We start from the raw sequence: 22,690 nt of genomic DNA, 5'->3' as shown, positions 1-22,690 counted from the left end.
CTGATTATGGAACCACTGATAAATTCAGCACCGCCATCTTGACGCATCTTTTTCGCCCTCTCTTTGTCGACAAATCCTCCACATAGCTTTGGCTATGTGTCCGGTTTGTCTCCTTGACAGGACGAAAAATCTACGCCAATCTGAGGGTCTATTTTATCAGCGATTCCTTACAATCCCTTTTTTGCCTCTGCTGGCGGAACTTCGGGGAGGAAGTGCACCTCTACACGGTTCTTTGCTTTGTCCGAAATCCATTCGGTCAAGCGAGCACGCGACGCTTCGTCCATATCCGATTGCAGATATATGAACGCAATTTGCGTTTCACTCAGAGCAGCCGATTTATCTGCCGCCGGAGCAGGGGCTTGCACACTCCCGACAGCGATGCGGGAGATTTGCGGAAATACAATACGCGCCTCTCGATTCCAGTCCAATATGTAAGTCCCCTGCTTCTCACTTTCCTCGCGGGCAGACTTGAGTGCGGTCACGGTCTGCTGCTCCTGCATAGAGGGAATGGCACTTTTTTTGACCTCGCCGAGTCTTTGATCGATCATTGCCTCCATCTTTTCTCTCTCTTCCACCGTTTCCGCAGAAAACACCTCCAACTGGAACGGCCTGAGGTATTTCTTTTCATGCAGCTTCTCCGTCAATGCCGCCAAGTCGTCCTCCGATATTCCGGCAATCGTAAACACTGTCAGCATTTTCTTCTCGTTGTCCAACGTATAGGAGATTGCCAGACGAGGTGGTGCTTTGAAATTCTCCTCGATATAAATCTTCGCCTGCTCGTTCTCCAGATTTTCCTGCACGCTCTGATACGCAAAGAAACAGCTGGGCAGCGTGACCAGTATGGCAAAGGTCAGCAAATAGCGTTTCTGTCTTGAAAATTCGACAGAATCCCGCGCAATCTTCGAGGGGATATCGATGATTTTCAGGACGATGAATGCCGTCAGACAGATAAAGAAACTGTTGATAAAGAACAGATAGAGTGCCCCCACGGTGTACGCCGTCACGCCCGTTGCAATGCCATACCCCGCGGTACCGAGAGGAGGCATCAGAGCCGTTGCAATCGCAACACCAGGGATGACATTCCCGCCCTCTTTGCGTGTTACGCCGATGATGCCTGCGAGGCCGCCAAAGACCGCGATCAAAACGTCCCAGATGGTCGGCGATGTTCGTGCAAGCAGTTCCGACGAAGGGGCATCGATCGGTGTGAGGGAAAAATAAAACGTCGATGCAGCAACCGAAATGATCACCTGGGCGAACAGGCTTCCTGCACTGGAACGGATATATGTGCTGTCGTAACGGGCAAGGCCATAGCCAATCCCAAGGATCGACCCCATCAGCGGAGAGATCAGCATCGCGCCGATAATGACCGCCGTGCTGTTCATATTGAGACCGATGGAGGCAATAAAGATCGCCAATATCAGGACACTGAGATTCGTCCCCCGAAATCGCACGCCGGCATTGACCCGTTCTGTAATTTCCTGTACCGAAGCAGTGTCGCCGCGCAAATCAAAAAAATCTTTTAGCTTATCCAAAATCAAACAAATCATCTCCTTCGACAGAACGGCTCAAAGATACCGTCCCGTGACACTTTTGGGTTCCTTCCGGATATCCGCATGCGTACCGCAGGCAACGATCCTGCCGCCCTCTTCGCCGCCGCCGGGTCCCATGTCGAGAATGTAGTCGGCATTGCGTATAACGTCGAGGTCATGCTCGATGACGATGACGGTCGCACCGCTCGCCATGAGCGTTTGGAACACACCGAGCAGCGTCTCTACATCGAGCGGATGCAGACCGATTGTCGGCTCATCGAAGACGAATACAGAGCCCTCCTGCCCCCTGCCCATATCGCTCGCGAGCTTCAGACGCTGCGCCTCGCCGCCCGAGAGCCCGGGCGTCGCCTCACCGAGCGTCAGATATCCGAGTCCGAGATCGTGCAGGATCTGAAGGCGCCGCTGCACCGTTTTCAAATCACAGCAAACCGCCAGTGCTTCGTCAACGCTCAGGGACATCAACGCGGGGAGCGAGCACGGCTGCTTCCCCTTGCGCGGCACACGAAGAATCTCGCCAGCTTCCTTGCGGTATCGAGAGCCGCCGCAGTCGGGGCAGTCGATCGTGACGTCGGGCAGAAATTGGACATCGAGGCTGATCGAGCCGGTTCCGTCGCAGGTCGGACAGCGAAGTTTTCCCGTATTATAGGAAAAATCCCCGGCCTTATACCCCTTCTCCTTTGCTGCCGGCGTGCGCGCATAAAGTTTTCGCAGCTCATCGTGCACGTTCGCGTAGGTAGCAACGGTCGAGCGCACGTTGGCGCCAATCGGTACAGCGTCGATCAACCGCACCTGCCGCACACCGTCGGCGGCAATCGACTGGACATGCGCGGGCAGCGATGTCCTGCCGATCTGTGCTTCCAGTGCCGGAATCAGGCTTTCCAGAATGAGCGTCGTCTTGCCCGAGCCAGAAACACCGGTCACAACACTCAGCCGTCCCTGCGGAAACACGGCGGAGAGCGGCTTCACCGTATGAATCTGCTCTGTCTTGAGCACAATCCGCCCATGCTTGAACATGTCCTCGGCCGCCGCAGGTGTATGAACCTGCACCTTTTTCCTGCCGTCAAGAAAACCACCGATGCGTGAGTTCGCACTTTTTTTCATCTCTGCAAGTGTTCCCTGCGCGATGATCGTACCGCCGCCTGCGCCCGCCTCCGGCCCGAGCTCGATGAAATGATCTGCGCTGCGCAGAATCTGCACATCGTGATCGACGAGGACGATGGAGTTCCCGTCGGACATAAGCTCCCGCATGACGTTCAGCAGTCCGTCAATGTTCGAGGGATGGAGTCCGATGGACGGCTCGTCAAGAACGTAGAGCACGCCCGTTGTCCGATTGCGCACGGCACGCGCGAGCTGCATACGCTGCCGCTCCCCCGTCGAGAGCGTCGAGGCCGCGCGGTCGAGCGTGAGGTAGCCGAGTCCAAGCTCCATGAGGCGCGCCGCCGTATGCCGGAAACTCTCACAGATGCTTTCCGCCATCGGAATCATATCCCGCGGCATAGCCTTTGGAACATCTGCGATCCATGCCGCAAGTTCCGTCAGCGTCATCCTGCAGACATCCGGCAGAGAGCGCTCGGCGAGGCGCGGCGCACGTGCGGCATCCGAGAGGCGTGTGCCGTGACAGGCCGGACAGATTTCTTGGCGCAGGAATTTTTCCACACGCTTCATTCCCTTTTCATCCTTGACCTTCGCGAGCGCATTTTCTACGGTATAAATTGCATTGAAGTAGGTGAAGTCCATCTCCCCCGCCGCACCGGTCTTTTGGATCTGATAGACCAGATGCACCTTGTCGGGAGGTCCGTGAAAGACGATCTCCTTTTCCTGCGCAGTCAGTTCGCGAAACGGCACATCCGTCCGCACGCCGAGTTTCTGCGCGATCTCCTTCATCAGAGACCACATGAGCGTCTGCCACGGCAGTACTGCCCCATCGTCGATCGAGAGGGAGTCGTCGGGCACGAGCGTCGATTCGTCAACGACGCGGACAACGCCGGTACCTCCGCACGCCTCACAGGCACCGCCGCTGTTGAACGCGAGTTCCTCCGCACCCGGTGCATAGAAATGTACGCCGCACGTCGGGCAGACGATCTCCTGTTCCGCCGCCACCTTGCGCGTCGGCGCTGCATAGTGACCGTTCGGGCAGCGATGGCTCGCCAGACGCGAAAACATCAGACGTACGACGTTCAGCAGCTCCGTAGACGTGCCGAACGTACTGCGCATCCCGGGCACGCCGGGGCGCTGATGCAGTGCAAGCGCCGCAGGGATGTAGCGCACCTCATCGACGCATGCCTTCTCTGCCTGTGTCATGCGCCGCCTCGTATACGTCGACAACGCCTCGAGATAGCGGCGCGAACCCTCAGCGTAGAGCACGCCCAGTGCGAGCGAGGACTTTCCCGAGCCGGAGACACCCGCAATACCCACAATCTTATGAAGCGGAATATCGACAGATATATTTTTCAAATTGTGAACACGCGCCCCGCGGACTTCGATCGCCATCGGCTGCTTTTCCATTGCCGCACATCCCCTCTCCTTCTTTGTGCCGTCGAGATCATCATGCAGTCCCACCGCGCATACGCAAGCAGCGCCTTCCTCGGCATTTCAAACAGAAGAAAATTGTTTCAGGTCTCCTGATAATATAAGCCTCGTTTTCGTACAAAAAGCAGAACATGAACCTCCTCATGCTCTGCTGTTCGATTCACCGCTTCAAACATTCCCCATTCGTCGCGATCACGTCCTTATACCAGTGAAACGACTTCTTGCGGTATCGCGCGAGTGTCCCCGTCCCGTCATCGTTGCGGTCAACGTAGATAAAGCCGTAGCGTTTTGACATCTGCGCCGTCGACGCGCTCACGAGGTCGATGCAGCCCCACGTCGTATAGCCCATGACGGGCACGCCGTCGGCAATCGCCTCCTCCACCTGCACAAGATGGTCGCTGAGATAGGCGATGCGGTAGTCGTCCTCGACCGTCATGCCGCCCGCGCCGTCCGAGACGAGCACATCCTTCGCTCCGAGACCGTTCTCGACAATAAACAGCGGTTTCTGCCAGCGGTCGTAGTAGCGGTTCAGGACGAGGCGCAGCCCCTGCGGGTCGATCTGCCAGCCCCACTCGCTCGCCTTGAGATACGGATTCTTTTTCCCGCCGAGGAGACACGCCTGATAGAGGTCTTGGAGACTCAGTTCATCCTTCGGCGTCAGTATCCCGCCCGAGAGCAGCGGCTCGTGCAGCGTCAATCGCCGTGAGCTTCAGATTGTCCGCCGTCGGCTCCTCCGTCGGTGCGCCCATGATGCCATACGGCATGATGTCCTGAATGTCGATGCCCTTGCCATCCGCATTATACGCGCCCTCGCACTGATTCGCCGCGACCGCACCGCCCCAGAGAAAGTCCTTCGGAAATGCCATATCGTGCTCCTTTGCCGCATACCGAATTATGGAAGCTCGATGCCGTTGTTCTGCGCGATCTTACGGATGATCGGCACGGGAAGCTCCGCCGCCTTCGCGACTGTCTCAAGAGCAACCCCTTCGCGCAGACAGTTCATCGCAACGTGGATCACGCCCTGCTTGCGTCCGCGGAACTCACCCTCGCCGACGCTCTCCGCCTTGCCCGCCTCTTTGCCCTTTTCCCATGCCGCCATAAGATCCGCCTCGTAGCTCGCACGCATCGCCTCCACGCGCTGCGCGCTCATCGAGCGAATCAGTTCCTCTGCATTTCCCTCACTCATGATTGTTATCATCCTTTCTCTTCCCTGATTGTGGAACCACTGATAAATTCAGCACCGCCATCTTAGCACATCTTTTTTGTCCGCTTTTCGTTAGCAAATCCTCCACATAGCTTTGGCTATGCGTCCGGTTTGCTGCCTCAATCGGACGAAAAAATCTGCACCAATCTGACGGACTTCATTTTATCAGTGGTTCCTATAAAAAATTCTTGCGGATTGGTCAAATCACACGATCCGTTTCGCCCTGCTCGGGAGCCGTCTCCTGCAGTGCCAAGATCTCCGCACGTGTCATTCCGCTCGACTGCTCAATCACATCAATGGGGACGTTCAGCGCGAGCAGGGAGCGTGCCATATCGAGCACACCTTCACGGCGTCCCTCACGCAGTCCCTCACGCAGTCCCTCACGCAGTCCTTCACGGCGTCCTTCACGGCGTCCTTCACGGCGTCCTTCTTCCAGCCCATCCCTATGATATTGTTGGTATTGCATATAGAGTGTCATGTACTCCCGCCTCGCTTCCTTCTGTATCTTCACCCGCTCGACTTCTTTTGCCAGAGCTTCCGCAAATTGCCCCTGCACTACCTTGCCATTTACATAGCGCAGGAAGCCCTCAATGTCTGCATCGACAGAACCTTTCAGTCCCTTTGCATTGAGAAAAATCTTCGTTGCTCCATCGCCGAGCTCCAACTCCGGCAGTTCGACGCAGGTATTCCGAAACGTATAGATGCGCTGCTCCAAGCCGAACAGATCAAACGTACAGACAAAGATGATGTACGTCTGCCGCAGCTGATCGTAATAAACCCCCTTCCCGATGAGATCCATGTCGATCATCGCCTGATAGTAGCGCGTACGCTTCGCAAGTGCTCCGTCTGCCCCCTTTGCAGTCTGCATCTCGATGTTGTAGACCGTCCCCGCCTCGTCCTCGACATACACATCGAGGCGGACAGCCTTACTGTCAAGCCGCAGGTCAATCGTCTTTTCCGTGTGCGGGTACGACAGGTCACGAATCTTGATGTGAAGGATGCGCTCGATCAGACGCTTGCACAGGTCTTTATTCTGCATCACGCGCAGGAAAATGAAATTGTCCTGAATCGACAGTTCTTCCCAAGCACGGTTCGCACGTTCCTCAAAACTCAGTGCCATAGTGTTCTCCTTTCTCCCCTATTTTCTTTCTATTGTATCTTTTTTTCTCCCCTGACACAAGAAAAACCGTCCCCCGCAAGGGACGGCTTCCAAATATATCCTTATTTCTTCCGATAGATGATCGGGCTGCGCACGAGGTACTCAAACGGTGCACTGAGGCAGTGGACGAGGCGCGTGAACGGGAAGAGGAACGCGACCGCCATCCACGAGAACATGTGGATACGGAACATGAGCGGCACGTTTTCCATGTAGCCAATCTCGGGGCTGAACATCAAGACGGAGCGGAACCACGGCGAAATCGTCTCGCGGTAGTCAAATCCGCCCTGCACGGCGTTCAGCGTCGTGGACGCACAGCCAGAGAAGATTGCAAGGAACAAAAACAGGTAGAGCCACTTGTCCATTGTGGACGTGTTGACCGCCATCCTGTCCTTGCCAAAACGGCGGATGAGGAGCAGGATGAAGCCCCCGAAGAAGAGCAGACCTGCGGGCGCACCGCCGCCGAGCGCGATCATGTGGTAGAGGTGCTCATTGATCCCTGCCGCCTCGGTGACAAATTTCGGGATGAGCACGCCGATGACGTGACCGCCGAATGCCATGAGAAGACCGAGGTGGAACATCGGCCCCGCGATCTTCAGATCGCTCTTGGAGAGGAACTGACTGGATTTCGTCGTCCAGTTCCGCTCAAAGACGGTGTAGCGCACGATCGTCCCCACGATGAGGAACGTGAACGCGATGTAGGGCAGGACGCCCCAAGCAAATTGTTTCATCATGCAGTCCTCCCTTCGAGCGCGGATGCCTCCGTGAGCACGACATCGAGGAGAAACGCATAGGGCAGCTTCGCCTCGATCAGGCGGTCACGCAGCAGCTCCAGTTTCGGCTGAATCTCATGCAGAATGTGTAGCGACGTGCGCTCGGGCACTGCCGCCGCAAGCTCGAGGAGTGCGGGCAGATAGTCCGGCAGTTCGCGTTCGAGGTCATAGCCCGCATCGAGGAAGAGCTGCTTGTAGCGCAGCATCTCCTCGGACTGCTTGCCGAAATCCGTGCGGTTGTGCGTTGTGAGGTAGAGGTTCGTGTTCTGCGAGAAGTCAAAGGCACGCACATACGCGTCCTCGAACTCCTGCCGCTCCGTCTCGCCGATGTAGCCGAAGAACTCCTCGAACACCTCGCGCGACTGCGGGCGCTCAACATCCACAACGGCGGCAGCGTGCGTGGGCACGCCCTCCCACCAATCCGCCGAGGGGTACTCGAACAGATAGGAGGTGAGGAGGAGCGGCGTCTGAATGCGGTTCGTTTCCATCAGCAGCACCCCCCGGGGCACGCATAGCCGACCGAGCCCTGCAGCTCGCGCAGCTTCTCATGCGTCACATCCTGCATTCCCGCAGGGATATTAAAGCGCTCGCGGCGCTTCGCAAGTCCGAGGAGGCGATACATCGCCTCATACGTTTCAACATCGTGCGTCAAATGCTCCGGCAGCGGCTCGCCCGTCTGCTTCGTGCGCATGACGGCACGCAGTTCGAGCAGCACATGGAGCACTCGCTCGATCGCCGCCTCATCGCCCGCCGTCAGCAGCTGTGCAAGGTAGGCGACAGGAATGCGCATCTCCGCCGCCCCCGGGAAGAACACCTTCTCCTCGACGCGCCGTGCAATCGGGCTGAGGGGTGGTACATACCAGACGTTCGGCAGCGTGCGGTACTCCGGATGAAGCGGGAACGCGAGCTGCCACTCGGCGATCAGCTTGTGCGCGGGCGAGTTCTGCGCCGCGCGCATCCAGCGGTCGGGGATGCCCGCCTCCTTTGCCGCCGCGATCGTCTTCGGATCGTTTGGATCGCAGAGCGCACCGAGATACGCCTTGTAGATGTCCTTCGGATCGGGCGTCGATGCCGCCGCCTTCACTTTATCTGCATCGTAAAGCAATACGCCGATATAGCGCATGCGCCCGACGCAGCCGTCGCTGCACACGGTCGGCAGACCGTTCTCAAGGCGCGGGAAGCAGAACGTGCACTTCTCCGCCTTGTTCGTCTCCCAGTTGTAGTAGATTTTTTTATAGGGACACGACGGAACGCAGTGCCGCCAGCCGCGGCAGCCGTCCTGCGAGATGAGCACCACGCCGTCCTCGTCGCGCTTGTAGATCGCGCCCGAGGGGCACGCCGCGACGCACGCGGGGTTCAGGCAGTGGTTGCAAAGACGCGGCAGATGCTTCATGAAGATGTCGTGGAACTCAAGTGTGATCTCCTGCCCCATCTTCGCGAGATTGTAGTCCTTGCGTGCGGACTGTCCGTCGGCGAGGTCGTCCTCCCAGTTCGGTCCCCACTTGATCTCCATGCGCTTCTGCGTGATGAGCGAGCGCGGGCGCGCCACCGGCTGATGATTGCGCCGCTTCGTGTGAATCAGCGTCTCGTAGTCGTACGTCCACGGCTCGTAGTAGTCGTCCATCTCGGGCTGCTGCGGGTGGTAGAACAGTTTCGCCATGCGCGTCATCATGCCGCCCGTCTTGAGTCCGAGCACACCGTCACGCAGTTCCCAGCCGCCCTTCCACTTCTCCTGATTCTCCCACTGCTTCGGATAGCCGATGCCGGGCTTCGTCTCGACGTTGTTGAAATACATATACTCCGCGCCGCGCCGGTTCGTCCAGACGTTCTTGCACAGGATGGAGCACGTGTGACAGCCAATGCACTTGTCGAGATTCATGACCATCGCAATCTGTGCTTTAATCTTCAAGCCAATCTACCTCCTCCATGCGCCGCACGACAACGTACGAGTCGCGCTGATTGCCCGTCGGGCCGTAGTAGTTGAAACCGTAGCTGAGCTGCCCGTAGCCGCCGATGAGGTGGGTGGGCTTGATGTGGATGTGCGTGGGCGTGTTGTGCGTACCCGCGCGCGTGCCCGAGATCTTCGAGCCCGGCACGTTGATGTGGCGGTCCTGCGCGTGGTGCATAAAGACACTGCCCTGCGGGAGGCGCGGCGAGACGACGACGCGCGAGGCGACCACACCGTTGCGGTTGTAGAGTTCGATCCAGTCGTTGTCCTTCACGCCGATCTCCGCCGCGTCCTTCTCGCTCATCCAGACGCTCTGTCCGCCGCGGAACATCGTGAGCATCTGCTGCGCGTCGAAGTACATGCTGTGCGTACTCCACTTGTTGTGCGGCGTGAGGTACTTCAGCGTGATCTCCTTCTGCGTGCCGTTGAGCGACTTGTTCATCGGACGGAAGTCGAGGATCGGGCGGTAGACCGCCTGTGCCTCGCCAAACTCGCGCATGACCTCGTGATCCATGTAGAAATGCTGCCGCCCCGTGAGCGTGCGGAACGGAATGAGTTCCTCCACGTTGTTCGTAAACGGCGTGTAGCGGCGGTTCTGATTGCTGCCCGTAAAGGTCGGCGCGGTGATCGTCTCCCGTGGCTGTATCGCCACTTGGTCAAAGGTAAAACGATCCTCCTCGCGATCCTTCGCAAGCTTCACGAGGTCAGAGAGACCCGTACGCTTCTCGACCGCCTCCCATGCGCGCACTGCCGTGCGTCCGCAGGTCGTCGGGGACATCCCGAGCACGGCATCACATGCCTGCCGCGCCTCGTAAATCGAGGGACAGCCGTAGGACACATAGTCCTTGTTGGTGATGATGCCGTTGCGCTGACGGATCTCCTCGTAGTCCTCCGCCGAGTCCCATGTATTGCCGTGGCTTGCCGTCTTGCCGCCCGCATTCGGACCGAGCGCAATCCACTTCTCGTAGAGCTTCGTGTAGTCAATCGTGTTCGAGGCGATGTTCGGCATGGTCTTGCCGGGGATTGGCTCGCACTCGCCCTTGCTCCAGTCGCGCACCACGCCGTCCGGCTGTGCCAACTCCGCCTCGCTGTCATGCCCGAGCGGAGTCGCGGCGATGTTCGTGTACGGCGTGAGCTTTGCGTCCTTTGCGACCTCAGACACCGCCTGTGCCAGTGTACGGTAGATATCCCAGTCCGTACGCGACTCCCAGAGCGGATCGACCGCCGGCTGGAAGGGGTGGACGAACGGGTGCATATCCGTCGAGGAAAGATCCGTTTTCTCGTACCACGTCGCCGTCGGCAACACGATATCGGAGTAGAGCGCGTTGCCCGCCATGCGGAAATCGAGCGAGACGAGGAGGTCGAGCTTGCCCTCAAGCGCACCGCCCGGCTGCATGAGCTCCTCCTTCTCGCGCCACTTGACCTCCTGCGGGTGCGTCGCACAGTCCTCCTCCTGGAAGATACTGTTCTCCGTGCCGAGGAGGTATTTCAGGAAGTAATCGTTGCCCTTCGCGGACGAGCCGAGCAGGTTGCACCGCCAGACAAAGAGGTTGCGCGGGAAGTTCTCGGGTGCATCGGGGTCTTCCCATGCGAACTTCAGGCTCTTGTCCTTCAGACTCTTGACGATGTACTCCTTGATGCCGTCCGCGCCCTCGAAGCCCGCCGCCTTTGCATCCGCTGCGAGGTCGTTCGAGCCGCGGTTGAACGTCGGATAGGACGGTGCCCAGCCGAGGCGCGCCGCCATGACGGCATAGTCCGCCGCGTGGCTATAGCGTGCGTTTTCATTCGCCGCCGTCAGTGCATCCGTCTGGATCTCGTCGCTGCGCCACTGGTCGGTCGCAAAGTAGTAGAACGAGGTCGAGTTGAGCAGCTTCGGCGGACCCTGCCAGTCCGATCCGCTCATGATGCGCGCCCAGCCCTCATTCGGGCGCAGTTTCTCCTGTCCGACGTAGTGCGCCCAGCCGCCACCGTTACGTCCCTCGCAGCCCGTGAAGAGCAGGAGGTTGATGATCGTGCGGTAGACCGCATCCGCGTGGAACCAGTGGTTGATGCCGCCACCCATGATAATCATGGTGCGACCGTTCGTCTTGATGGCGTTGTCCGCAATCTCGCGCGCCGTCTTGATAACGAGATCGGGCGAAATGCCCGTGTACTTCTCCTGCCATGCGGGCGTGTACGGCGTGTCGTCCTCGTACGAGCCTGCGCTCTCGCCGCCGATGCCGCGATCGATCGCATAGTTCGCGAGCGTGAGATCGTAGACCGTCGTCACGAGCACCTCGCCCGCCGCCGTCTTGACCGTGCGCACGGGCAGAGCGCGCGTCAGCGTGCGCTCCCTGCGGTCGTTGCCGAAGTACGGCAGCTGCACCTCAACCGTCCCCGTCTTGTCATCCCAGACGGAGAGACGCGGGCAGATCTCCGCGCCCGTATCGCGGTTCTCCTCGCGGATGTTCCACTTCTCCTGCGTCGACCAACGCTCGCCGAGCGTGCCGTTCGGAATGACGATCTCGCCCGTCTTATCGTCCACGACGTAGTAACGGAAGTCGGAATGCTTTTCATCGCGTCCCATGTCACGCGCAGAAAGCATACGCCCGGGGATGTAAGTGCCGTCCTCTTTCTTCTCGATGCGCACGAGGAACGGGAAGTCCGTATACTTCCGCGTGTACTCAAGGAAAAACGGCGTTGTCTTGTCAACATAGTATTCTTTGAGAATGACGTGCCCCATCGCCATCGCCATTGCGGAGTCGCTGCCGACCTTGAGCGAGATCCACGTGTCCGCGAACATCGAGGACTCGGCGTAGTCGGGCGCAATCGAAACGACCTTTGTGCCCTTGTAGCGCACCTCCGCCATAAAGTGCGCGTCCGGTGTGCGCGTGAGCGGTACGTTCGAGCCCCATGTGATGAGGTAGCCTGCATTGTACCAGTCGCTCGACTCGGGCACATCCGTCTGCTCGCCCCAGATCTGTGGGCTCGCGGGCGGCAGGTCGGCGTACCAATCGTAGAACGAAAGGCCGACACCGCCCATCAGCTGCATGAAGCGGATGCCCGCCGCATAGCTCAGCATCGACATCGCGGGGATGACGGAAAAGCCGAAGATGCGGTCCGAGCCGTAGGTGTACGCCGTATAGAGCACGGAGGCGGCAATCAGCTCGCTGACCTCCTGCCAGTTCGAGCGCACAAAGCCGCCCATGCCGCGCGCCTGCTTGTACTGCTTCTTCTTTGCGGGGTCGGAGGCGATGCTCTTCCATGCCTCGTACGCGTTCGGATGTGCCGCACGCGCCTCACGCCAAAGAGCCGCGAGTTCCCCGCGCATATACGGGTACTTTACGCGGTGCGGACTGTAGAGATACCACGAGAACGTCGTCCCGCGCGGGCAGCCGCGCGGCTCGAAGTCCGGCATGTCCGGCGCCGTCTCGGGATAGTCCGTCGCCTGATTCTCCCACGCCACAATCCCGTTCTTGACGTGGACGTTCCAGCTGCACGAACCCGTGCAGTTGACCCCGTGCGTCGTGCGGACGGTCTTGTCGAACGACCAGCGGTCGCGGTACATGTTCTCCCATGCACGCCCGCCTTCATGCATCTCTGCATGACCGCCCGCAAGCTCCGACGTAGGAATCAGATACTTGAACTTTTTGAAGATACTGCTCACGCCTTCACCCCTCCATGAATTTCTTTTCCATGAAAAAGAACTATATACACGATATAATTTTACTATATTGGTATATGCGTGGATGTGAGCAATATCACAGCTTTGTAAAATTTTATAATTGAAAACTATTCTTGCGATTAAGTTTTACTATTGGACTTTTGGCAAGGAGAAGCACGCAATAAGGAATCGCTGATAAAATGAAGTCCGTCAGATTGACGTAGATTTTTTCGTCCGAACAAGGAGGCAAACCGGACGCATAGCAAGGGCTATGTGGAGGATTTGCCGACAAAGTTCGGGCAAAAAAGATGCGTCAAGATGGCGTGGTTGAATTTATCAGTGCTTCCTAAATCCTCCACGGTACATTCTATAGCTGTTTTATCTCCTCGTTCGGATGAAAAAGACTTATATTTTATCAGTGATTCCTGTAGATTACTTGACCGAAATCCTTGCAGAAAATATAATATTTATCAAAGTAAAAGAAATCTCAGAAAGCCACAACTTATGAAGGAGATGCGGAAAACAATGTTAAAACAGACGGGAAGTCATCGTCTCAACTGGATGTTATATCTAACTCCAGTTCTCATTGTTGTTTCACTGGGCGCAATTCTTCAGATGATCGTCCTTCCGGATATCTACAAAGGAATTACGGAATGGGGACGACTTCTGCACCTCGGAATCTGGGCAGCACTCATGCTGCCAATGGTAGCATATGCAAAACGATATATCCTTATGCTCATGATTTACGTCGCCATCTTCGTGAGTGTGGGGTATCTGCCTTTTTTTGTCGGAATGAATGTCGGTGGTGGAGAAATTGCCTCCGCGTATCTGTTTGGCACATCATGGTTTCTTTTTTGGACGTGGATCTATAGAGCCGCGCGTAGCACCAACGCGAAACCGCTCCGGCGATTCGTCTCTGGATTATCTTATGCAGCATTGACCGTGCCGACACTCATGCCTCTTCTGGTGTGGGGGTATTGGGTCATAAGCGGCGGCTATGTCCTGTCCTCCGCCATCGTGCTGACACTGTTTCAAACCAATCTCAGCGAATCAGCGGCATATCTGAAAAACCAAAATATTTTCCTTTGGCTTTGCGGTCTGTCGGCACTGTTTGCCACGCTTATCGGTGTTGTAAAAATACTGCGCACCACCCTGCATATGAATATGGAGATGCCCAGTCGATGCTGGTGTTTTCTTTGGATAGTGTTTATGATCGTCGGAATATTCTCTGTGAATCGCGATTTGGGGGTGTACCTTCCTGTTCGCATTGCCGTGGAAGTGCAGAGTGCTCTTCAGGACTATCATTCCTATAGAGAAGCACGCACGATGCGGGAAGAACGGTTGAAAGAGCTTCAGGGGTTAAACATCACCTCCTCGGGCGGGGTGTTTGTCCTTGTGATCGGCGAATCCGAAACCCGAAATCATATGCAGGTCTATGGATATGACAGAGAGACGACACCGTGGTTGCAAGGGCAACGCGAAAACAATGAAAACATCACCTTTTTCAATGCGTACTCCAATCATACCCATACTGTTCCCGTGCTGACATATGCACTCAGCGAAAAAAATCAATACAATGAGATGGAGCTAAAAAATGCTTACTCCCTTCTCGAAGCGGCAAACGCGGCCGGCTATGAGACGTACTGGATCAGCAATCAGAGAAAATTTAGCGCGTGGGATACGCCCGTCGCGGAGATTGGGAGCACGGCACAGCATCAGGCATGGATGAACGGACGCTCTGGCGTCGGCACGGATACGGATCATTATGATGATATCCTGCTCCCGCAGATCCCAACGCAATGTGCGAAAAACACCTTGATTATCATTCATCTGATGGGCTGTCATGGAACCTATCGGGATCGCTACCCCAATCCATATTTTTCGGGGCGTGGCACTACGGTGGATGAATACGATGATTCCGTACGCTACAACGACTATATTCTTTCCCAAATTTACGAGCGCGTTCATGCACTGCCAAACTTCAAGGGGATGATCTATTTCTCCGATCACGGTGATGACGCCGACCGAAACCTGGGACATGAGGCGAGCAAATTTACATGGCCGATGGCACGCATACCGCTCATGATGTGGTTCAGTGAGGATTTTCAGGTGGAACGCCCACAGACATTTGCGCAGTTAAAGTCGCGTGCACAGGAGTATTGGACAAACGACCTGCTCTACAATGTGATGATTGATATTTTGGGGATCGATGGAATGCCACGCACGGATTTGCAGCACGATTTGGCATCGCAGGAGTATCACATGACAAAAGAAAATGCCACAACACTTCACGGCACTATGCGATTAGCGGATGAGGACAGTGCAGCGGCAAAATGAAAGGAAGCAGCGTATGCAGGTACAGGTAAACGTAAAGCGCATCGGCAAGCGCAGGAATGCGATTGAGACGCGCCCCTACGAGATTGGGGAGGTGCGTGATGTCGGCGAGCTGATTGCGGCGTTCGTCACGGTGGAGGTCGCGCGGTTCAACGAACGGGCGACGGCGGGCGAGACGGCGCTCCTCTATCTGACGAACGAGGAGGTCGCGGATGCCGCCACAGTCGGCAAGATCGGGTTCGGCACAGACTACAACGGGCAGGTGCAGGACACGACGGCGGCGATCGAGAACGCGCGTCAGTCGTTCGAGGATGGCATCTATCGGATTTTCATCAACGGAGAGGAGGCGGGCGAGACCTGCGACACGCCCGTCACGCTCCATGAAAACGACGAGATCACCTTTGTCCGCCTGACGATGCTTGCAGGACGTATGTGGTAGGAGGAATACGATGATCAGCTACTATCTGCGCGACGAGGAAATGACACGCTATATCGAGCGGCTGAAGGCAGGGTTTGATGCGCTGAACCCGCAGAGCCAAAAGCTGCTCAATTTCCTTTTTTTCCGTACGGACGAGAAGGGAGAGCCTGACTACGACTGGGACATCGGCGTGGCAAACTTTCGCCGCAACAAGAAGGGCAAGGTCTGCACGGTGGACGATGACGTGCTGCCGCCCGCGCTGTATCCCGCCTTTGATCTCATGATGGGCGCGGAGCTGCGCAGGGATCTCGTCGCTATGGCGCACAACCTCGCCGCCTATCCCTATACGAACCGCTACTATCGTCGTCTCGTCCGCTCGCGCGACTACCATCAGCACGTCAGTCGCATTTGGAATCTGGTCGAGCAGCTTGTGCGCGAGTACGCCTTAGGGAAGAACTTCCTGCAGCTCCTACGCAGGGAGTACGATGTGGAGAGGTACGGCAGCAGCTTCCTCCCGCCCGAGCAGATCGCCGTATGGATCGACCGTGGGGATGCGGAGACCGTCGCCATCATCCGCGATATGCTCCTCAGTGAGAACAACACGAATGTCCTCACCTACGATATTTTCCGCGCCATCTTCAAGTCACAGAGTACCGAACTCGTGGAACTTGTCGGCAAGCTCCTGCTCGCGGGCAAATTACAGGAGGGACTGCGGCAGGCGATCTGCGAGACGATGGACTGCGGGCGGCAGGAACACTTCGTCTACATGATGGGGCTGATCGAGGAGCACAACCTCATCCGCTTCTCGTCCATACGACGCGCCATCGCGACGACCATCGGCATCGGCACGGACAGCGAGCGCGTGGACAAGAAGCTCCTCGCGCTCATGATGCGCGTGCTGCGCGACCCTGCGGAGGCGGACACACTCCTTCGCAGTGAGGACAATGTCGAGGCGATGGTCGGTCTGTGGAGCAAGGGCGTGCACGACCTCACGGAACTCATCGCCGGCATGGAGGCGATCATCGCGGAGGGGCGGCCGCACTCCGTTCTGCTCGTCTCATACTTCCTGCACGCCCTGCAGGACGGCGCATACGAGCGGCGCATTGCAAAGCGCGTGCTCCTTGGCATCACAGATGCGGAGCTCAGTGCGGCGGACATGAAGAAAATCGCCTGCTATCTGTCCTATGTGACGGGCGATTTCTACATCCTGCGGGGGCTCGACGACTTCGTCAAGCAGTTCGATGCAACGACGTATTTCGCAGACGCAGAGGAGGCCACGCGTTTCTTCGGCCTCTGTGAACGCGCCCGCGCACGGATGAAGCACACGGAGGAGAAGTACCCTGCATGCATCTTCCCGTGGTACGATGTGACGCTGACAAAGGAAGCGCTGTCCAATGCGATGGTGCTCGCCGCCCTCTGTGCCGGCACTGCGCTGACGGATCGCGTCGCGCCCATCCTCCCCGCCTGCTACACGGGACAGCGGGCTGCGCCGCTTCTGCTCAAAGCGCCGCTGAGTGCCGTGCAGGAGAAGGCGCTCATCGACCTCCTGCGCCAAGCCCCCGAGACGGCGGCAGAGATCATCCGCAAAAATCCCACAGCGGCAGCGGCAGAGGAGGCAGGCACCGACTTCGTGCCGCGCCATCGCGCAGAGATCGCCGCCCTGCTGCGGCTGAAAAATGCAGCGATGCGCCGTACGGTGCTCGACCTCCTCTACACGCAGGAGGATACGCCGCTGTGCGCGACGATGGCAGATCTCCTCGCACAGAAGGACGTGATGAAGCGTCTCGGCGCGCTTGACCTCCTCCTGCGCTGCAAAGCGGACGGGCGCCTCACACCGGAGGAGCTGCTCTCCCTCGCGCACGGGATCAAGTCGCCCACCTCGGACGAACAGGTGCTGATCGACGAGCTGTCGAGCAATACGATGGCGGATGCACAGGAGCAGGAACTGTACGATGCGGCATACACGCCGGACTTTACCATCGAGATTCAGTATGCGGAGAAAGCGGGCGGCATCCGCCGTCTGCTGAACCGTCTCACGGGCGCACAGGAAGAGCGCGCGGCGGGCGGCTTTGATCCTGAGACAAATAGCGTCCGCGTCGTCAACACGCTCACGCTCAAAGACATATTTCCGCGCACGGACGAGGAACTGCTTGCCATCGTCACGAAGCTGAACGCGCTCTATGCGAAGCACGAGGACTACGAGTACAAGGCACGCTGGATCGGCAGAGAGGAGACGACGCTTGCGGCGGGCTTTTACGAACGCGCAGACGCAAAGCACGCGAAGGACGCACCCGAGCATATCGGGCGCTATCCGCTCGCCGACGTCTGGGAGGAGTTTTACGCGCAGGAAATCGTGGACTTCCCCACGCTCTATCAGCTCGCCATTGCAATCGGTATGCCGAAGGCGGAGGACGCATTCTTTACCGAGGGTCTGACGCGCATGACTGAGCGGGACTGGACGGCGTTCCCCGCCGCCCTCGCCGCGCAGAAGCTGAGTTACTTCGGCGAGGGGTACGTCGGACGGCAGACGGGGAAAAACGTCATCCGCGTGCTCTATGAAACGCACGCCGAGGAGAACCGCCCGTTCGTCTTTGCCGCAGGGCTGCTCCTCATGAGCCGCGCCTACGACGGCTTTGATGAAAAACTCTTTCTCGTGGAGTACAAGAATCAGTGGCGCACAGGGAACACGCGCCAGATCATGCACCATACTGCGCTCATGCAGACCGCCCTGCACGGTGCGCGGCTCTATCAGGGTGCGGCGGAGTTCACCCAGTCCTACGCCCTGCGGCTGCGCATGACGGAGCGCACCGAGGCGCATCTTCTCCGTACGGAGCAGGAGCCGGAGGCGGGGCTTGTCGGCATGATCGAGCACGCACAGGCGCAGATCCTCGGCATGGTGAAGAAGGACGCATTCTACAAGATGCTCCTCGGCACGCAGGCGGACGGGATGAGCGAGGATGCTGCACGCAAACAAAAAGCAGTGGAAACGAATCGCGTGCAGGTACTCGAACGCTATCGCAGCGGCAAACTGCCAAACCCAAGTGATCCCGAATTTAGAGGGGCGCAGACAGAGGACGTGCTTTCCTTTGTCAAAGAGGAGGGGCAGCGGGTCATCGACTGCATCGTCACGGCAGAACTGCGGCGCGGCGACACGCCCGCACGCCACTCCGCCGCCGTGCGCAGCATCCTCCGCGTCGAGGGCATCCCGACGCTCGTGCGCATCCTACAGGCGCTCGGTGCGCTGAAACTCGACCGTGGCAGCTGGTACTACGGGACGAACGAGGCAAAGGCATCGACGCTGAGTCATTTGCTGAAAGTCTCGTATCCGCGTGCGGACGAGACGGCGGCAGACCTGAAGGCGGCGCTTGCAGGGACGGGCATCACGGAGCAGCGTCTTGTCGAAGTTGCAATGTACGCGCCGCAGTGGATTCCGCTCATCGAGGCGCACCTCGGCTGGCGCGGCATGGCGAGCGGCTGCTATTACTTCCAAGCGCACATGAGCGACATCCCGAAGGATCGCGAGAGCATGATCGCAAAGTACACGCCCATCCCCATCGAGGATCTGAAGGAGGGCGCGTTCGACATCGACTGGTTCAACGCAGCATACAAAGAACTCGGCAAGGCGCATTTCGACCTCCTCTACGAGAGTGCGAAATACATCTCCGACGGCGCGAAACATGCGCGGGCGCGCAAATTCGCCGACGCCGTGCGCGGCGTGATGAAACTTGCGGACGTGGAGAAGGAAATCGCGGCAAAGCGCAACAAAGATCTCGTCCTGTGTTGCGGGCTGATCCCGCTGAAACGCGCACGCGAGAAGGACATGCTCGCACGCTACGTATTCCTGCAAAACTTCCTCAAGGAGAGCCGTCAGTTCGGTGCACAGCGGCGCGCGAGCGAGAGCAAGGCGGTCGAGATCGCCCTCTCGAACCTCGCGCGTGCCTGCGGTTTTGACGATGTGACACGCCTCGTATGGACGGCAGAGACAGAGCTCATTAAGGCGCACGCCGCCCATTTCACCCCGAAGGATGTCGATGGGGTCGAGCTGTGGCTCTCCGTCGCAGAGGACGGCGCCGTCTCCCTCTCCTGCACCAAGGGCGGAAAACCGCTGAAATCCATCCCCGCAAAGCTCAAAAAGAACGCCGACGTTCTCGAGCTGAAGGAAGCGGAGAAGAACCTGCGGGAGCAGTACCGCCGTGCGCGGAAGATGCTCGAAGAGATGATGGAGGACGGCACGCCGCTCCTCGCCCGCGAGATCGCAAACGTCATGGAGCACAACCCCGTCATCGCTCCTCTCTTGCGTGTACTCGTCTTCAAATCGGACACGGCACTCGGCTTTTACGAGGACGGTGCACTCGTTGCCCCCGACGGCACGCACACCGAGGTTGCGGTCGACGCGGAGCTGAAAATCGCCCACGCGCTCGATCTCTATGAGAGCGACACATGGGCGGCATATCAGAAGTATCTCTTTGAAAAGGGCATCCAGCAGCCGTTCAAGCAGGTGTTCCGCGAGCTCTATGTCAAGACGGCGGACGAGCACGGCAAGGAGACGAGCCGTCGCTATGCGGGGCACCAGATCCAGCCCGCGAAGACCGTCGCGCTCCTCAAGACGCGCCGCTGGGTCGTCGATGGCACGGAGGGCTTGCAGCGTGTCTACTACAAGGCGAACATCATCGCGCGCATCTACGCGCTTGCCGACTGGTTTTCCCCAGCCGACATCGAGGCGCCCACGCTCGAATGGGTGGACTTCTTCGACCGCAAGACATTCAAGAAACTGCTCATTGATGATGTGCCCGACCTTATCTTTACTGAGGTCATGCGCGATGTCGATCTCGTCGTCTCCGTCGCGCACGTCGGCGGCGTCGATCCCGAGGCAAGCCACTCGACCGTCGAGATGCGCCGCGCCATCGTGCAGTACAGCCTCCCGCTCTTTCATCTCACGAACGTACGGCTCGAAGGTTCGCACGCACACATCCACGGCAAGCGCGGCGACTACACCGTCCACCTCGGCAGCGGTGTCGTGCAGCAGAAGGCGGGCGCGATGATAAACGTGCTGCCCGTCCACAGCCAGCATCGCGGGCGGCTCTTCCTGCCGTTCCTCGACGAGGATCCGAAGACGGCGGAGATCGTGTCGAAGATCATCCTCTTTGCAGAGGACGGCAAGATCAAGGATCCGTTCATCCTGGAGCAGATCAAACGCTGACAGCTTCTGTGGTACGTGCTCTCGCGAAGACAGCGTTTCACAAGGGATCGCGTGCACAGCGGAGAGAATCGCAATGCATTCTCTCCACATCATTTCACACAAAAAACCGCAAGAATCTGATCGGATATTACACCGACTCAGATTCCTGCGGTTTTTGCTTGCAGTTCTATGCAATTTTCCAGATCGATTCCCTCCGAATGAGAAGGACTACGCCGATGCCGCTTCGGCATCGGTCGCAGGACGCATGCCCTGCAGCTCGACCACGTACGGATCTCCAAACAACTCACGCGTTGCGTCCACGTGGATATCCTCTTCCAACGTGCGCAGCGAACGTGCAAGTGCCCGGATGTCAACCTCGTACGCTTCACTGTCCATGCGGTGCAACTGCCTGATCTCCTCGCGATAGGCGAGCCGCTGTGCACGCATTCCCTCAAGGAGCTCGTCGTCCTTCGCGGGATATGCCGCCGCCGCACGCACCATTGCATTGACCGGGATCCGTCTTGCCGGATTGTCCAGCACCGATGCAAGTGATATGACTGCCATTACAGCCACCTCATTTCCTTATGAGTATTTTTGATCATGTGCAGCTGCACACGACCGATCTTGAGACATTTCCTTTGTCCCATATTTATTATAGGAAAAAACACCTGCCTTGAACATAGTTCTTTTCTCCTATTTTTTCATTTTTTATGCAAAAATAACATTTTTTTATTTCAGCGATATAAAATTAATATACCATCTTTTTCCTTCTATGCTATTGAATTTCATTCTCTTATATGCTATATTATCTACAGGCTTTCGTTTGAGACCATAACCCGCGAAACGGATATGGTTTCCAGAGCTCTCCTAAAATATAATACACAGCAAAAACACCCCGCAACTGCTCATTGCGGGGTGTTTTTGTGCGCCTACTGTACGGCGTTTGGGTGCGGCAGTTTGCAATCCCGCCCCTTGATGTGATCGAAGAGCCAGCGCGCGAGAAAGTCGAGGATGTTCAGCAGATATTCCTGCTGGTTCTCATCGACCTTCTCAAGATCGATCTCACCAACCTTCTTCATAAAGCGCAAGTGCAGTGCACGATGGCTGAACCGATGCGGATCGCCCACACGCTCCGCATACGCCTCTTCGTGTGCAAAATGCGTGGCGGCATAGTCAGCGAGCTCCTCCAAGATCGCAACGATCTTGTCGTACTTATCGTCCGCCGCACTCTCCATCACAAGCTCATAGCACTCGTTCGTCAGATCGAAGAGCTTGCTGTGCTGCGCGTCTACAGACGCGATCCCCGTCAGATAATCATCGGTAAACACGTATTTCATGGTGCATCTTTCTCGCTTTCCAGCGCCGCTGCCTCCGTCAATACAGCCCTCATTGGACCGGGCGCATGCTTCTTCTCCTATTTTTTCTTGCTCTTCTTGACTTTCGTCTCCTGCTTGCCCTTCGTCGCCTTGTCGGGTTTTTTCGTCTTCTTCTCCGGCTTCTCCGATTGCGCCGCGACCTCTTCCTTCGGAATGCGGCAGTCCATGACCTTGATGTGACCATAGAGCCAGCGCGTGAGGAAGTCAAGAATGCCGCGCAGATATTCCTGCTGGTTCTCATCGATCTCATCCAGATTGATCTCGCTGAGTTTCTGGATGAAACGCAGATGCTGATAGCGCTCGCTGAAGCGCCGCTCATACTGAATGCGCTCCATGTACTCTTCCTCGTGGGCAAAATGTGTCGCCGCATACGTGCGCAGCTCCTCGAGGAGCGCCACGATGTTGTCAAAGCGGTCGATCGCCGTGTCGTCCATCACGAGATCATAGCACTCGTTCGCAATCTCGAAGAGCCTTCCATGCTCTTCGTCAATCATTTCAATGCCGGTCAAATACTCTTTCGTCAGTTCGTACTTCATGCGCTGCTCTCCTTTTTCGTTGAATGAAATCCCCATTGTCCTGC

Annotated in this window: 16 protein-coding genes and 1 pseudogene; 3 read left to right on the top strand and 14 right to left on the bottom strand. The window is 57.5% G+C overall.

From position 1 onward, the window contains the following. Positions 1-4: 4 nt before the first annotated feature. From HMPREF9081_RS14390 to HMPREF9081_RS03320, 11 genes and pseudogenes are all read right to left on the bottom strand, one after another. Positions 5-130 carry a secretion protein HlyD gene (locus tag HMPREF9081_RS14390; RefSeq protein WP_071778216.1) on the bottom strand — a complete coding sequence of 42 codons (126 nt, stop codon included), beginning with the start codon at positions 128-130 and terminating at the stop codon, positions 5-7. A 37-nt stretch (positions 131-167) separates the two neighbouring features. Beyond that, complete coding sequence (locus HMPREF9081_RS03360) at positions 168-1,547, bottom strand: DUF389 domain-containing protein (protein ID WP_006305578.1); 1,380 nt, start codon at positions 1,545-1,547, stop codon at positions 168-170. 18 nt (positions 1,548-1,565) lie between these two features. Beyond that, positions 1,566-4,055 (bottom strand): excinuclease ABC subunit UvrA, encoded by a 2,490-nt coding sequence (locus tag HMPREF9081_RS03355; RefSeq protein WP_040395442.1) that lies wholly within the window; start codon positions 4,053-4,055, stop codon positions 1,566-1,568. 184 nt (positions 4,056-4,239) lie between these two features. Continuing rightward, positions 4,240-4,945 (bottom strand): annotated as a pseudogene (locus HMPREF9081_RS14785) (family 1 glycosylhydrolase). A gap of 26 nt (positions 4,946-4,971) precedes the next feature. After that, on the bottom strand, positions 4,972-5,265 hold the full coding sequence (locus tag HMPREF9081_RS03345) for a hypothetical protein (RefSeq protein WP_040395440.1): 294 nt from the start codon (positions 5,263-5,265) through the stop codon (positions 4,972-4,974). Further along, the gene (locus HMPREF9081_RS14375) at positions 5,258-5,407 is read right to left on the bottom strand and encodes a secretion protein HlyD (protein ID WP_245529918.1); all 150 of its coding nucleotides are present in this window, start codon (positions 5,405-5,407) and stop codon (positions 5,258-5,260) included. Before HMPREF9081_RS14375 ends, HMPREF9081_RS03345 begins: the two co-directional genes overlap by 8 nt. A 75-nt stretch (positions 5,408-5,482) precedes the next feature. Continuing rightward, positions 5,483-6,403, bottom strand: a complete 921-nt coding sequence (locus tag HMPREF9081_RS03340) for an Rpn family recombination-promoting nuclease/putative transposase (protein ID WP_006305573.1) — start codon at positions 6,401-6,403, stop codon at positions 5,483-5,485. A gap of 101 nt (positions 6,404-6,504) precedes the next feature. Continuing rightward, positions 6,505-7,170, bottom strand: coding sequence for a respiratory nitrate reductase subunit gamma (gene narI / locus HMPREF9081_RS03335; RefSeq protein WP_040394398.1), 666 nt, complete (start codon positions 7,168-7,170; stop codon positions 6,505-6,507). After that, on the bottom strand, positions 7,170-7,700 hold the full coding sequence (gene narJ, locus HMPREF9081_RS03330) for a nitrate reductase molybdenum cofactor assembly chaperone (protein WP_040394396.1): 531 nt from the start codon (positions 7,698-7,700) through the stop codon (positions 7,170-7,172). The genes narI and narJ overlap by 1 nt, the downstream gene beginning before the upstream one ends. After that, the gene (narH, locus tag HMPREF9081_RS03325) at positions 7,700-9,121 is read right to left on the bottom strand and encodes a nitrate reductase subunit beta (RefSeq protein ID WP_006305569.1); all 1,422 of its coding nucleotides are present in this window, start codon (positions 9,119-9,121) and stop codon (positions 7,700-7,702) included. Before narH ends, narJ begins: the two co-directional genes overlap by 1 nt. Then, positions 9,111-12,806, bottom strand: coding sequence for a nitrate reductase subunit alpha (locus HMPREF9081_RS03320; RefSeq protein WP_006305567.1), 3,696 nt, complete (start codon positions 12,804-12,806; stop codon positions 9,111-9,113). The genes narH and HMPREF9081_RS03320 overlap by 11 nt, the downstream gene beginning before the upstream one ends. A 501-nt stretch (positions 12,807-13,307) precedes the next feature. Between HMPREF9081_RS03320 and HMPREF9081_RS03315 the strand changes: the two genes are divergently transcribed. From HMPREF9081_RS03315 to HMPREF9081_RS03305, 3 genes are read left to right on the top strand one after another with little or no spacing between them, the layout of a single operon-like run. Beyond that, positions 13,308-15,140 carry a phosphoethanolamine transferase gene (locus HMPREF9081_RS03315; protein WP_006305565.1) on the top strand — a complete coding sequence of 611 codons (1,833 nt, stop codon included), beginning with the start codon at positions 13,308-13,310 and terminating at the stop codon, positions 15,138-15,140. 13 nt (positions 15,141-15,153) lie between these two features. Beyond that, the gene (locus HMPREF9081_RS03310; RefSeq protein WP_040394394.1) at positions 15,154-15,576 is read left to right on the top strand and encodes a hypothetical protein; all 423 of its coding nucleotides are present in this window, start codon (positions 15,154-15,156) and stop codon (positions 15,574-15,576) included. Between the two features lie 10 nt (positions 15,577-15,586). Continuing rightward, the gene (locus HMPREF9081_RS03305; RefSeq protein WP_006305562.1) at positions 15,587-20,755 is read left to right on the top strand and encodes a DUF4132 domain-containing protein; all 5,169 of its coding nucleotides are present in this window, start codon (positions 15,587-15,589) and stop codon (positions 20,753-20,755) included. A 207-nt stretch (positions 20,756-20,962) separates the two neighbouring features. Here the strand turns inward: HMPREF9081_RS03305 and HMPREF9081_RS03300 are convergent, their stop codons facing one another. The 3 genes from HMPREF9081_RS03300 to HMPREF9081_RS03290 form a co-directional block, all read right to left on the bottom strand. After that, positions 20,963-21,298 (bottom strand): hypothetical protein, encoded by a 336-nt coding sequence (locus HMPREF9081_RS03300; protein ID WP_006305560.1) that lies wholly within the window; start codon positions 21,296-21,298, stop codon positions 20,963-20,965. 365 nt (positions 21,299-21,663) lie between these two features. Next, positions 21,664-22,071 (bottom strand): bacteriohemerythrin, encoded by a 408-nt coding sequence (locus tag HMPREF9081_RS03295; RefSeq protein ID WP_006305557.1) that lies wholly within the window; start codon positions 22,069-22,071, stop codon positions 21,664-21,666. Positions 22,072-22,148: 77 nt separating this feature from the next. Next, positions 22,149-22,646, bottom strand: coding sequence for a bacteriohemerythrin (locus tag HMPREF9081_RS03290; protein ID WP_071778187.1), 498 nt, complete (start codon positions 22,644-22,646; stop codon positions 22,149-22,151). Positions 22,647-22,690 lie beyond the last annotated feature (44 nt).

Origin of the sequence: Centipeda periodontii DSM 2778, from assembly GCF_000213975.1 — a bacterium.
Classification (GTDB): Bacteria; Bacillota; Negativicutes; order Selenomonadales; family Selenomonadaceae; genus Centipeda; species Centipeda periodontii.
The sequence above is the reverse complement of the archived record's forward strand: the minus strand, read 5'-3'. Positions and strand labels throughout refer to the sequence as shown.

Coding starts and splice junctions, on each gene's coding strand:
- HMPREF9081_RS03310 (WP_040394394.1), top strand. CDS start 15,154: ATGCAGGTACAGGTAAACGTAAAGCGCATCGGCAAGCGCAGGAATGCG.
- HMPREF9081_RS03300 (WP_006305560.1), bottom strand. CDS start 21,298: ATGGCAGTCATATCACTTGCATCGGTGCTGGACAATCCGGCAAGACGG.
- HMPREF9081_RS03290 (WP_071778187.1), bottom strand. CDS start 22,646: ATGAAGTACGAACTGACGAAAGAGTATTTGACCGGCATTGAAATGATT.
- HMPREF9081_RS03305 (WP_006305562.1), top strand. CDS start 15,587: ATGATCAGCTACTATCTGCGCGACGAGGAAATGACACGCTATATCGAG.
- HMPREF9081_RS03345 (WP_040395440.1), bottom strand. CDS start 5,265: ATGAGTGAGGGAAATGCAGAGGAACTGATTCGCTCGATGAGCGCGCAG.
- HMPREF9081_RS03360 (WP_006305578.1), bottom strand. CDS start 1,547: ATGATTTGTTTGATTTTGGATAAGCTAAAAGATTTTTTTGATTTGCGC.
- HMPREF9081_RS03295 (WP_006305557.1), bottom strand. CDS start 22,071: ATGAAATACGTGTTTACCGATGATTATCTGACGGGGATCGCGTCTGTA.
- HMPREF9081_RS03355 (WP_040395442.1), bottom strand. CDS start 4,055: ATGGAAAAGCAGCCGATGGCGATCGAAGTCCGCGGGGCGCGTGTTCAC.
- narJ (WP_040394396.1), bottom strand. CDS start 7,700: ATGGAAACGAACCGCATTCAGACGCCGCTCCTCCTCACCTCCTATCTG.
- HMPREF9081_RS03340 (WP_006305573.1), bottom strand. CDS start 6,403: ATGGCACTGAGTTTTGAGGAACGTGCGAACCGTGCTTGGGAAGAACTG.
- HMPREF9081_RS03315 (WP_006305565.1), top strand. CDS start 13,308: ATGAAGGAGATGCGGAAAACAATGTTAAAACAGACGGGAAGTCATCGT.
- narI (WP_040394398.1), bottom strand. CDS start 7,170: ATGAAACAATTTGCTTGGGGCGTCCTGCCCTACATCGCGTTCACGTTC.